This is a genomic window from Oxynema aestuarii AP17 (assembly GCF_012295525.1).
Taxonomy (GTDB): Bacteria; Cyanobacteriota; Cyanobacteriia; order Cyanobacteriales; family Laspinemataceae; genus Oxynema; species Oxynema aestuarii.
In genome coordinates this window covers 5,125,153-5,138,016 of sequence record NZ_CP051167.1, presented here as the reverse complement: position 1 = coordinate 5,138,016, position 12,864 = coordinate 5,125,153, and the positions used below count along the sequence as shown (strand labels likewise).

The following is a 12,864-nucleotide window of genomic DNA, read 5'->3' as shown; positions in this document are numbered from 1 at the left end:
CTAGCTCCGCATAGAAATTCCCCCGATAATATTTTCACATTTTTAAGTGCATTGTCCATAGACTGAGGGTGAAAACTTCACGAGAAATTCAAATTTTTAAACTTTCCAGGCGATCGCCCGATCGCCAATGCTCTTTATTCGGTCAATTCCGAGTGAAGTTCGTCCCCGTCGATGGCGCTAGCCAGATTGTGTTTTTTTAGAGGGAATCGTCGCGATCTATCCCTTTTGCTCTGCCCTTTGCTAAAGCGATCGCATGTAGTTCTTAGCGATCGATCGAAAGGTTTACCCTTTCCCTTCGACAATCGATAGTTATCTATTTCTCCCTGAATTCTCGACTCAAGCGAGTGGGGGACGGCGCGATCGCCCCGATGCTCGCACATTTTATCCCGTCAGCCAGTCCCGTAGAGAACGACTCCGGAGACTGGCTGGAAACCCCTTAGTCGGGAGCTAATTCACTATTGAATTCGTTGAACGATCGCTTTTTCAATTCCTGAGATTCGTCTCTCGGAACTAAATTGTAAAGTTTACGTAAAACCCGATCGACTTCCCCAAAATCAACCTGTCCGAGACCGCTATAAACCTTTTTCCCCGATTGGTCAAACACCACGGTTTGTGGAACCACCCCTTCATAGTAATACCCCGCATCATTCGGAGTAAAACTCCCTTCAGTCGTAATTGCATCCACGTTTAAGGGCAAAATATCTGCAGCGCGACCGTAATAGGCTTGCAACTGAGAAACGACGCTGGCAAACTGTTTGCAATCCCGACTGTCATCCAGGTAAAACACGACGAGGGTTGCCTTGTCGTCCCGTTTGAGCGCTTGACGAAACGTGACTTTAGGCGGAACTAGGGAGCCATTCCCGCCATAAAGCGCGTAGATATTGCCGTCGAAGCGGTCGTCATTGAGACTCGCACGGGCTGACGGGGCCCCCGCAAACCACAGCAAAACCGCGATCGCGATCGCCGCCGACAGACGACTGACTCGCCATCGGGGTCGTCTCCACCACCGGAAACCCTGATTTTGCAGGCGATTGAGGCTCTGCATCCAACTGAGGCACGCGCCACGCAACCGAGAAAAGATCATAAAACTCGAAATCGAAGACTAGCAGGACTGTTAAGACTGACTGTATCAAGTTTTGCCGAGCTGTGGATCTCGACCGCCACGATTTCCCCCCCGCAGGCGATCGCCACGTCCGATCGACCCCCCTTTTTTGGGGTTGACTTTATCTTCAACTCAAGTTACACTGAGCTTGCGCGTTCTAACTCGTAGCTTTCATCAACTGGGTAGATCTTCCGAGCGATTCTTGCTAAGAAATTGGCAAGGCGCTCGGTTCTTTTGTGGGGGCGAACCGTGACAAGATAAAAGTGGAAACCTTGAAAAACTATTGCTTCCCTCGCAGTAGGTCGGGATGTTTTTTTCGGAGATATTCAAGAATTTTGTCGTGATTTTCCTGTTGCAAACATCGAGTCACCATCGAACGCGGTCGTACCCGATAGTCAAAGACAATTTCGGGAAGGCGATAAAACTGCCATCCCCGACCTAACGCCGTCAACCATAAATCCCAATCTTCAAATCCGAGTCGATTGGGAATCGCCGTATCGTAACCGCCGCACCCTTCCCACAATTGTTTGCGAAAAACCGCACAAGCATCGATATAATTGCTCTGTAAAAGGCGATCGCGATCGAACGCCGGAACGTGCCAAAGAGCCTGGCGATCGCCGAAAAACTGAACGTTCCCATAAACCACGCCAATTTCTGGGGAAGAATCGAGAATATCGCGTGCCAAACCCATGTAATCCGGTCTAATTTTATTGTCCGCATCCACCGGAAGAATATAGCGACCACTCGCCTCCCGAATCCCGCGATTTCTCGCAGCAGCTAAACCGCGATTGCTCTGATTAATCACCCAATATCCGTGGCGTTCTAAATATTGCAATACCTCCAAAGTGAGGGGTTCAGTCGAACCGTCATTAATAATAATTAATTCCCAATTCACCTCGACCGAGGCTTCAATACTGGCGATCGCATCTAGAATAAATTCCCCTTGATTAAAACAAGGAACGATCGCCGATACATCGATAAGATCTTCCATTTTGATTGAAAAAGTACCTTGAATGATTCTCGAATCAGAACGCTATAACCATCGTATCCAAGTTTTAAAATAGATCGACAACCCGTCTTCCCCTGCTGATTGTATAGGGCGATCGGTCCCGTCCCGACCATGAGAATTCGCCAACTGAAGAGCTTAGCCGATTGAAACGTTCGATTGAATTCGCTTCCCTACCTGTCTTGCGATCGTCGAGAATAAATATATACTATCACCGGACAAACCATGAATCAATCTCTAAATTTTTATAGAGATCCTTTATATCTTCAAGCCTTAGCCGCCGATCGCGCCGGATACGAACAGATGGCGCTCAAAAACTATCGAGAATTACTCGAACTTTATCCAAAATCAGCCGATTTGTGGTTGGAGTTATCGCGATTGTACCAACGGTTACAACAGTACGATCGCGCCTTAGAAGCGATCGAAACCTCTCTAAATCTTTCCCCTAACAATGCCAATGCTTATCATCAGCTTTCCGTGAGTTTAAGTCAACTCGGCTACCTGCAAGACGCGATCGCGGCGGGGTGGAAAGCGATCCGTTTAAACTCGCAATCCATCGAAACTTATCTACATTTAGGATATCTGTTATTAGAAAGGGGAGAATTTGAGCAGTCGGAGCATATTTATCGCCGCGCGATCGCGATCGCTCCGCAGCATTATCAAACTTATTTGAATTTAGGACATCTCGATCTCATTCGAGAACGCACCGACGAGGCGATCGCCCTTTTTCAAAAAGCTTTACAATTAAAACCGAGAGATCCGGATATTATTTACAATCTCGCCCTCGCCTTGAGTGCCACAGGTCAAACAAATGAGGCTATTTTATATTTTGCTTTTGCCGCTTATCGCCGTCAACAATATAACGAAGCGATCTCCTATTTTTGTCAGTATTTAGATACCCAAACTGGGGAGATTGAAGCTTATCAAGCTCTCGCTAATTGCTATCAAGCATTAAATCGGATTGAAGATTGTTTGAATCTGTATCAAACGGCGATCGATCTCTATCCTCATTCTCTCGATCTTTACTTAAATTACTTGTTAAGCTTGCAATATTTCGGGCAAAGCGATCGCGCGATCGCGGCGATCGAACAGGCGAATCCTTCTTTTGCTGCTTCGCTTATTTTAAAACTGCATAAACTGAGACTTTTGCCGATTCTTTATCGGTCTCAGGAACAAATTAAAACTTGTAGAAACCACTTCAATCAAAATCTCAATCAAATCTTGTTTAAAATTCAAACAACTTCCGAGTTAAGGACTAAAGAAGCTTTGCAAGCGATAGGAAGTGGCACTAACTTCTATTTACAATATCAAGGACAAGACGATACAAAAATACAAAGCAAATACGGTGAAATTGTCCATCAAATCATGAAAGCTAATTATCCTCAATGGGGAGAAAAGCGATTGCTACCGCCACTAACTCAAGAAGGTAAAATAAAAATCGGTTATTTATCATGTTGCTTGCAATGGCATACTGTAGGCATGGTTTTTTTGGGGTGGTTACGGGAAGCCAGCCGCGACCAATTTGAGATAGTTTGTTACGATATCGGACGAAAAACAGATAAATTTAATGAGTTATTTCGACTGTACAGCGATCGCTTCTACCAAATTCCGAATAATTTAGAGGCGATCGCCGCCAAAATCACCCAAGATTGCCTCCATATTTTAGTGTTTCTCGATATCGGGATGTATGCGCCAATGACGCAGTTAGCGGGGTTACGACTGGCGCCGATTCAATGTGCAGCTTGGGGACATCCAGTCACGTCCGGTTCGCCGACAATGGACTATTTTATTTCGGCGGATCTGCTCGAACCGGAAGACGCACAAAAACATTATACGGAAACGTTAATTCGTTTACCCAATATCGGAATCTGTTATCCAAAACCGACGATTCCACCGTTGAGGCGATCGCGGTCGGAGTTTGGGGTCGAAGAAGAGGCGATCGTTTATATTTCTTGTCAATCTTTATTTAAGTATTTACCGCAATATGACTGGATTTTTGCGGAAACTGCACGACAAGTTGAGCGCGCGCAATTTATCTTTTTCGGACATCCGAGTTCGGCGATTTCCCAACAGTTTTACAATCGCCTCGATCGCGCCTTCGATCGCCTCGGCTTAAAGTTTGCAAATTTTGGAAAGATTTTACCCCGTCAAAGTTACGCTAACTATTGGAATTTACTGTCTATTTCCGATGTTGCTTTAGATACATTTGGGTTTACCGGGTTTTTAACCACCTTAGATTCAGTGGCTTTAGGATTGCCAATTGTAACGCGATCGGGGTCGTTTATGCGATCGCGCCAATCGGCAGGTATTTTGAAGAGATTGGACTGCATGGAAACGATCGCCGCCGACGAACAAGAGTATTTAGAAATTGCGGTTCGTTTGGGATTAAATTCGGATTGGCGAAATTCTCTAGCTGAAAAAATAAAACGCAACGGCGTTAACCTATTCGGCGATCGCGCGGGAGTGGCGGGATTGGAACAATTTTATCGCGATACAGTTCGAGAAAACTGGGTACAATAGAGGTCGGGATCGAACCGTCAATCTCTCAGAGAATTGTTATTAATAGATGTAGTCGATCCTCAGACTTGACGTATTCACAATTGTTATATATTCACAATTGTTATAACTGAACCGTTCTGATTTCCGAATTGCTCTTAGGGAGATCGTTTACCTTTAGTTGAATTGATGAAAATGATGGAAACTAACTCGCAATCGAATCACTTGCAATCTAAATGGAGAATTCCGCCTCAATTGGGGTGGTTGTGTCTGTCGGCAATTTTATTATTATTCGGACAAGTCCGTTTAGAAGCGGCGGAAAATGGGGATTTCGCGGCGCAATTGCAGACGATTCAACGGGAAAAAGGGGTTAAACGACAACAGGCGATCGCCAGCTTGCGCGCCATGGGGTCTCCAGCGATCGCGCAACTGGTAGAAGCGTTACGCCACGAGGACGCCACGATCCGCAGTAGTGCGGCGTTTGTCCTCGGTTCCTTCGGTCCGGAAGCGGTGGCGGCGATTCCGGACCTGGTCAATAAATTGCACGATAAAAATAAATTTGTACGTGAAGATGCGGCGGCGGCTCTGCGGCGCGTGGGAGAAGCGGCGATCGCGCCATTGACGGAAGCCCTGGCTGACGAGCGGGTTGAGGTGCGCCGTTTCGCGGCCTTTGCCCTTGCTGGGATAGGCACTTCGGCGGTTGAAGCGATCCCGGCGTTGTTGGCGCAACTCGACGACGAGGACGAGCGCGCGCGCTTCCACGCGGCGATCGCCTTGCGGGCGATCGGGAAGCCTGCCGAGTTTAGATTGATGAAAGCATTGCAAAATAAAAGCGAGCGCGTCCGTCGCGGGGCCGCCTTTGCGCTGGGAAAAGTCGGATCGCCGCACGTGGTTCCCTTGAGTGAAAGCCTCACCGAGATCCAACAGCGCCAAAAAGTCGGCTTCGCTTGGGAAAGTTTGGCGCAACTGGATAAAAACGAGCGAACTAAAGAGGAGAATAAAGAAGAGATTGAGGGTTGTTTTCCGCGCAGTTGCGATGAAATTAGCGATCCGGAACGGATGCGTCCCGAAATTTGTCAGTTAGCTCCCGAAACAATGGAGGAGGGGGAATTACCGGAAATTTGCCGGGGATTGCCGAGTCTGGAAGATTTGCGCCTGACGCCGCCGACGAAACCGCTTCCGGATGAGGAAATGCAACCGAATCCGTGCGAGGTGTCGCCGGGAATTTGCCAGATCGATCCGAATTTGGACGATTCGCCGAATCCGTGCGAGGTGTCGCCGCGATCGTGTGAGACGCAGGGAAAAGGGGTCAAAGGCTTGTTGTAGTTCAGTTGGAGAAGGGAGGCGATCGCCTGTTCGATCCTCTCCTCGCGATAAAGTGAGGTCGGGGCGATCGCCCCGATGACGCGATCGCCCGTTTTCTCAATCGAAGTGACTCGGTATAATTGAAAAAACCACGATCGAAGAGTAATGAGAGACAGCCACAAACGTCCCAGTCCCTCGGATGCGGTTCTCGGCGGTCAAAATCGTGTTCCGCGAGGTGCGATGGTTCTCGGCGGCGTTGAAGGAGTCCGGCGACGGTTATCGAGTCCCCGGGTCGAACATCGAATTGCAGCCCTTTACGAAGCGCTCAATTGCGGGACGGACGGGTTGGATTTAATTATCGAACGCTTGCACGATCGCTCGTGGAAAGTCCGTCAGGCGGCTTATTCTATTTTGGAAAAACGCACGGAAACCCAAGCGAGACAAGCGTTACGCCGCTACGATTCTTATAATAATTGCTGGCAGACGTGGCGATCGATGGGTCGTTTGGGAGGGGTCGATCATGTCGATACGATGATGTTGGCGTTGGAAAACGATTCCAATCACGCCACGGGAAAGGCGATCGAGGAATCTCTCGATTTAGTCGAAACCATCCAAGGACAAAATCGTCTCAAGGATTACCTATTGAATGGAACGCCGATTCAGCGCAATTATGCGGCGAGTTATTTTAAAAAAAAGGGCGGTTTGGATTTTAGAGTTTAGGGTTTAGAGTTGAGATTGCGGTATTTGTTGTTACCAAAAATTAAGAGGATGCGATCGCGATCGCCGATCGGTAGCGATCTCGATCGCCCTCGCTTTTGTCGCGCGATCGCGTTCGTTTTGAAAAAGCTTTAATAAGATAGTAATACATAGATCGATTGAGGTGTTTGAGATGAGCCAGATAGATAAAAAACTCCGTTCCAACCCGTTTTTAACCTATCGCGATCCGGTCAGTGGACGCTGGATCGTCGTGCGGGCCGATCGCCCTCGCCTGGTTTAATTCTCTTTTTTGAAAACTTCTTTAATAACAAAGAAGGTGCGACGATGATGTGACGATCGCACCTTCTTATTTTTGTCGCCTTTTTTGCCCTTTTAAGCAGGCGATCGCGGTGGCGAATCCGCCCTAGATTGCTCTATTCGATCGAGGCGGAATTGAGGCGATCGCGAGCCCGAACGAGTGCCTGCCGGACTTGCTCGAAACCCGTTCCCCCGTAGCTGTTGCGCGCGGCGACGACTTGTTTGGGGGCGATCGCCGCGTAAATATCCTCCTCAAACGCCGGATGCAACTGTTGCCATTCGTCGAGGGTCAAATCTTTTAATAATTTCCCGGCGGCGAGGGACATTTTCACGACTTTACCGACTAAATTATAAGCTTCGCGGAAAGGAACCCCTTTCGCGGCCAAATAGTCGGCGACATCGGTCGCATTGGCAAAATCGGAGGCGACGGCTTCGGCGAGGCGATCGCCTTTAAACTCCAACCCTTCTCGGAACAAAATTGTCATCGCTTCCAGACAGCCTCGCACAGTTTTGACCGCATCGAATAAAGCTTCTTTATCTTCTTGCAAGTCTTTGTTATAGGCCAGAGGTAACCCTTTCATCAACACGAGCAAGCCTTGCAAATGGCCGAAAACGCGCCCAGTTTTACCGCGTACCAATTCGGGAACGTCCGGGTTTTTCTTCTGCGGCATAATGCTCGACCCCGTGGAACAACTATCTTTCAAAGTGACGAAATTAAACTCTTCCGAGGCCCATAAAATCACTTCTTCCGACAGGCGCGACAGGTGAACCATAATCAAGCTGGCGGCGGTCAGAAACTCGATCGCAAAATCGCGATCGCTCACCCCGTCGAGACTGTTGGCGTAAATGCGACTGAACCCGAGTTGATTCGCCGTATAGTGGCGATCGATGGGAAAGGTGGTTCCGGCTAAAGCGCCACAACCGAGGGGAGAAATATCGATGCGTCGGTAGACGTCTCCCAAGCGTTCCCAATCGCGAGCGCTCATTTCCACATAAGCGAGCAAGTGATGGGCCAAACTGAGGGGTTGAGCCCGTTGTAAGTGGGTGTAACCGGGAATGAGGGTTTCGATGTTGGCTTCGGCGAGATCGAGCAAGACTTGTTGAAACTCGACCAGTTGAGTGCGAATGTGGCGGACTTGTTCGCGCAGGTAAAGCCGGGTATCCGTTCCCACTTGATCGTTGCGCGATCGCGCCGTATGCAGCTTTTTACCGACATCTCCGGCAATTTCCGTCAGACGCCGTTCGACGGCAAAATGAACGTCTTCGTCATCGACGCCGGGTTTAAACAACCCTTGGCGGTATTCCCGGCGAATTTGCTCCAACCCCTGAATGAGTTTTTCCCCTTCTTCCGAGGAAATAATGCCCGTTTTCGCCAGCATTTTGGCATGGGCTTCGGATCCGGTGATATCGTATTCGATCAGTTCGATATCGAAGCCAATACTCGCATTAAAACGGGCGATCGCCGGATGTAAGGCCGATTCAAATCGCTGACTCCAGGTTTTTTGTTCGCTCATGCTCCCACCAAAAATAATGTTTAGAGTTTTTTTTGTTCGCTCAGAGGCGATCGCCCCCCAAAATAGGTAAAAACCCGCTTCCTCTGGAGAAAACGGGTGTGAAAAACGGAGTTCGGTTCGCGCCTGTCGCCATCGTTAACCCTCAGTTATCCATCTCCCCCAATCGTTCAAGTTCCCGTAATCCCTCGGAAGACGTAGCCGAGGATCGCGCCGATGATAAACGCCCAAATTTGTCCGGTTTTGACAAACGTCATCCAGGTGCGTTGAATCCGACCGAGGATATCCGGATCGTTCACCTGTTGGGCCAGTACGGAAGCGTCGGGAAAGTGGGACCCATTCAACACAGAGAGCCACTCTCCCCAGTGAATGGCGCTGGCGAGATCGTTCGCGAGTCCGTGCAGCAGCAAGATCATGATTTTTTCCCCATCTTGGCGAAAATGTGCATCTGCATAGCAGTATGGATCGCAACGGCTCCCACTGAAAAGTTATTCTTCGGTGCTACTCGGTTCGGCGTCCACGGTTTGCGGATTGACGCCTTCTTCCTCGGGGGTTTCCGAGGGCGATCGCACCTGCATCACGATTAACGTCATGTCATCCGTATTGCTGTTGTGCGGACCGATAAACTCGCCGACGCGATCGAAGAGATAGTCTAAAATCGCTTGCGGACCGTGGCAATGCTTGCAGGCCCATTCAAACGCCGCGACCAAGTTCTCCTCGTCGAACCGATGGCCGTGTTGGTTCACCGCATCGGTAAACCCATCGGTGTAGTACATAATCGTATCGCCGAGATTGAGTTGGACTTGTGCTTCCTGATACTGCGTGTCGGCATCCAAGCCGATCAACATCCCCAGAGTGTCGAGGCGATCGATCTGACCCGTAGACGCCCGCCACAATAACGGCGGATTGTGGGCCGCATTACTATACGCCAGGGTTCGCGTTTTCGGGTCGTATTCCGAATAAAACAGGGTGACAAAGCGATTGGAATTCTCCAAATCGTTATACATGACCCGGTTGAGGTGCTGCAAAATCCGTCCGGGAGAGTGACCGTTGAGGACTTCCGCGCGCAACATACCTCGGGTCATAGTCATGATCAATCCGGCGGGAACGCCTTTCCCCATGACATCGCCAATGGCGATACTCCAGCGTTCCGCCGGATTACCGCCATTGTGTTTCGGCCCGACTAAATCGTGACTCGCGGGGATGAAGTCGTAGTAGTCGCCGCCGACGCGATTCGCGGTTTTGCAGGTGGCGGCGAGTTCGATCCCTTCAATGTGGGGACACTGGCGCGGGAGTAAGCGCAGTTGGATTTCGGCGCCGATTTCTAACTCGCGGTCTAAGCGTTCTTTCTTGCGTAACTCGACGGAGAGTTCGTCATTTTCGATCGCCACCGCCGTTTGATCCGCCACCAAGCGCACCAATTTTTGGCGGGTGGTCGTCCAGGTATAGTCCGGATCGCGGCTGAACACGTAGAGGCGCCCGCGTTCGCTATTTTTAACTAAAATCGCCGTTCCGAACAGGTGAACGTCCGATCCGAGATAGTTACTCAGTTGATAGTCGAGGGTGGCCGTCGGCAAGGTCGGGGATCCGTTTTGTCCCCCGGGGGTACTCATCTGTCGGGTCGCCGTTTCGATCGCCTGTCGGATATCCTGACATTCCTGACCTTCCTGACAGTGCAGCCGTTGCAATCTCAGTTGTCCGTTCGGCTTGAACAGCACCAACGCCCCACCGTCGGCATCGGTGACGCGGCTGGCGACGAGGGGAATTAATTCTAAAAACTGATTGAGGTTGTTAAAACTGCGAAGTGCAAACCCGAGTGACGAGAGTAAATCTTGAACTTTATTTTGTTCGCGATGTAAACTCGCCACCAGTTCTTTGAGGGCTAAAACTGGGGTCACTTCGGTGGGGGAACCGTTCGGATTGGCACTACTATCAGTAGACCCAAAAGGCTGTCGTGGAAACGGCACAGCAGTCATTCAAATAAGCTCTTTGTCAGTTATCGAAAATCAAAACATAGGAAATCGAAGGTGGGAAGCTTTACCGGACTATTGTTACCCGTAACCTTTCTAGTCATTGTCAATTCTTTCAGGTAAATGTCAGGTAAATGACAATCTAGTAGATTCGGAGTTGACGCCGGAATGTACGGTTTTAGGGTGTACCTCATGACGATCGCAAATGCCATACCTTCCTTTCCTTTGAGAGTTAGGTTTGAGGGAGAGCGGATTGATTTCACCACCAACATGCGAACGCTCGTTTTGGCGATCGTGGCGATCCTCCTACACACAATTGGGTTTAATTCTAGCAATTTAACCCGAATGGCATTGGGAAATCTGCCATTTTGCAATCCCACACGATCGCCGACTTTCCACACTCCCATAGGATAGACGATCGCCCCTGTGGAGAGAGGAATAATCGAACGGGGGCGAGCGCTCGCCTACCCGGTTCTAAAAAGGCAATCAAGGCGAGCCTAGCCCCCGTTTAAATGGGTTTGGATTGAAGTTAGAATGCCCTATTAGCCACTAATCAAAGCTTCGACAAATTCATAGCTCGAAAAAGGCCGTAAGTCTTCTATTCCTTCCCCAGCACCGATAAAGCGGATGGGCAAATTCATCTGCTGCACTACAGCGAGCGCGATCCCACCTTTAGCAGTTCCATCAAGTTTTGTCAAGATCGCTCCACTGAGGTTAACGGCTTCGGAAAAGACTTGCGCTTGATTCAAGCCGTTCTGTCCGAGGGTAGCATCGAGAACTAACAGGGATTCGACGATCGCATCCGGGGCTTTTTTATTGATAATCCGGCGGATCTTCGACAGTTCGTCCATCAAATTTTTCTTGTTTTGCAACCGTCCTGCGGTATCGACGATCAGCAGTTCGGTTCCTCGGGATTGGGCGGCGGCGATCGCGTCGAACACCACCGCAGCCGGATCCGTATTCTTACCCGGATTGGCAATCACTTCCACCCCACTGCGCTGACCCCAGACTTTCATCTGCTCGACGGCTGCCGCCCGGAAGGTATCCGCCGCCGCAATCAAGCATTTATAGTCCGATTTCTTCGCTAAATGGGCAATTTTGCCGATCGTCGTCGTTTTTCCGGCTCCGTTGACCCCAGTCACTAACCAAATATTGAGACGGTCTTTTTCCGGGACTAAAAACGGTTTTTCTAATTCCTGGGTCGGGCGATCGAGCAAGTCTCCGATAATGCGTTTGAGATAGGCGATCGCCAGATCCGGCGGTAGCGCTTCCTCGCGCATTTTCTCTTGCAGCGCTTCGATAATATAGTCCGTCGCCGCAATCCCCACATCCGCTTGCAACAACGCCGCCTCGATTTCCATCACCGCATCGCGGTTGAGTGGGCCTTGACCGACGATCGCCCGCAGTTGATTGATCAAACTGCGTCGGGTCTTATCCAGTCCCTGACGCAATTTCTGCAACCAGGTAATCTCTTCGACAGAAATCTCGTCCGGGCGCCGTCCTTGCGCCGCCAACACTTCAGCAGACCATAAAAAGCCCTCGTCAAACGCCAATTCCGGATGACGAGTCGGCCAAATTTCTCGGGCGGCTGCCGATTCCTCAAATTCTTCCTCTTCTTCGACCACTTCCACCGCACTTTCTGCCACTCGTTGCAGGCGGCTTTGGCGTTCGGCTTCGGCCCGAGCCAAAAATGAGGTGGGTGCGGGTTCCGGTTCCGGTTCCGGTTGCGCTTCGACAGCTTCCGGTTCCGCTTCCGGTTCCGGTTGCGCTTCGACAGCTTCCGGTTCCGCTTCCGGTTCCGGTTGCGCTTCGACAGCTTCCGGTTCCGTTTCCGGTTCCGGTTGCGCTTCGACAGCTTCCGGTTCCGCTTCCGGTTCCGGTTGCGCTTCTGCTTCGACAGCTTCCGGTTCCAGTTCCGGTTCCGATTGCGCTTCGACAGCTTCCGGTTCCGCTTCCGGTTCCGGTTCGGTCGAAACGCCTTTTTGTTGCTGAATATTCTTATAGGCAGCTTTAGCCCAGGTCAAATAATCGACCTCTTCCTCATCGGTGGATTCTTCCTCCGCCGAGGGGGTTGTTTCTTCGGGTTGAGCTGGCTCTGATTCCGTTGTTTTTGCTTCAGACTTTTGAGCGCGATCGTCGAACTGACGGCGAAACCAATTGAAAACCATTACACTGTCCTGAATGCCGATGGTCGAGGTCTAGGTACAGAAGGTCTAGGTACAGAAATAGTGACATCCTCCCTACGCCTACAGTGGGAACAGCGCGGGCTTCCCAACGTCGCGATTGGGTATTCCTGTCCCACGCCACTTGTCTAGGTCATCGACCCCCGACAGACCGACTTGACAGGCAATTTCCTTTCCCCAGAGTCCCCGATGCTCCTCTATTCTGTTAGATTACCACAAGCTATGGCTACGGGTTGCTGGTCCGATCGCCCTCATTCTAGGGCTTTGCCCTTGCCGC

At 50.2% G+C, this 12,864-nt stretch carries 9 protein-coding genes; 3 read left to right on the top strand and 6 right to left on the bottom strand.

The annotated features are described in order from the left end of the window. Positions 1-436 precede the first annotated feature (436 nt). Together HCG48_RS20525 and HCG48_RS20520 are read right to left on the bottom strand one after the other, a co-directional pair. The gene (locus tag HCG48_RS20525; protein ID WP_210437093.1) at positions 437-1,045 is read right to left on the bottom strand and encodes a thylakoid membrane photosystem I accumulation factor; all 609 of its coding nucleotides are present in this window, start codon (positions 1,043-1,045) and stop codon (positions 437-439) included. A 337-nt stretch (positions 1,046-1,382) separates the two neighbouring features. Continuing rightward, positions 1,383-2,093, bottom strand: coding sequence for a glycosyltransferase (locus HCG48_RS20520; protein ID WP_168570831.1), 711 nt, complete (start codon positions 2,091-2,093; stop codon positions 1,383-1,385). A gap of 240 nt (positions 2,094-2,333) precedes the next feature. Between HCG48_RS20520 and HCG48_RS20515 the strand changes: the two genes are divergently transcribed. The 3 genes from HCG48_RS20515 (at position 2,334) to HCG48_RS20505 (ending at position 6,629) form a co-directional block, all read left to right on the top strand. Next, entirely contained in the window at positions 2,334-4,628 is a 2,295-nt protein-coding gene (locus HCG48_RS20515; protein ID WP_168570830.1) for an O-linked N-acetylglucosamine transferase, SPINDLY family protein, read from the top strand. A 171-nt stretch (positions 4,629-4,799) separates the two neighbouring features. After that, entirely contained in the window at positions 4,800-5,930 is a 1,131-nt protein-coding gene (locus HCG48_RS20510) for a HEAT repeat domain-containing protein (RefSeq protein ID WP_168570829.1), read from the top strand. A gap of 144 nt (positions 5,931-6,074) precedes the next feature. Then, positions 6,075-6,629 (top strand): hypothetical protein, encoded by a 555-nt coding sequence (locus tag HCG48_RS20505; protein ID WP_168570828.1) that lies wholly within the window; start codon positions 6,075-6,077, stop codon positions 6,627-6,629. Positions 6,630-7,039: 410 nt separating this feature from the next. Here HCG48_RS20505 and argH read toward each other — a convergent pair whose 3' ends face one another. The 4 genes from argH to ftsY all read right to left on the bottom strand — a co-directional run bounded on the left by argH (position 7,040) and on the right by ftsY (position 12,572). Next, positions 7,040-8,437 (bottom strand): argininosuccinate lyase, encoded by a 1,398-nt coding sequence (gene argH, locus HCG48_RS20500; protein ID WP_168570827.1) that lies wholly within the window; start codon positions 8,435-8,437, stop codon positions 7,040-7,042. 167 nt (positions 8,438-8,604) lie between these two features. Continuing rightward, positions 8,605-8,850, bottom strand: a complete 246-nt coding sequence (locus HCG48_RS20495; RefSeq protein WP_210437092.1) for a hypothetical protein — start codon at positions 8,848-8,850, stop codon at positions 8,605-8,607. A gap of 72 nt (positions 8,851-8,922) precedes the next feature. Then, positions 8,923-10,410, bottom strand: coding sequence for a GAF domain-containing SpoIIE family protein phosphatase (locus HCG48_RS20490; protein WP_168570826.1), 1,488 nt, complete (start codon positions 10,408-10,410; stop codon positions 8,923-8,925). Between the two features lie 536 nt (positions 10,411-10,946). Continuing rightward, on the bottom strand, positions 10,947-12,572 hold the full coding sequence (ftsY, locus tag HCG48_RS20485; protein ID WP_168570825.1) for a signal recognition particle-docking protein FtsY: 1,626 nt from the start codon (positions 12,570-12,572) through the stop codon (positions 10,947-10,949). Between the last annotated feature and the right edge of the window lie 292 nt (positions 12,573-12,864).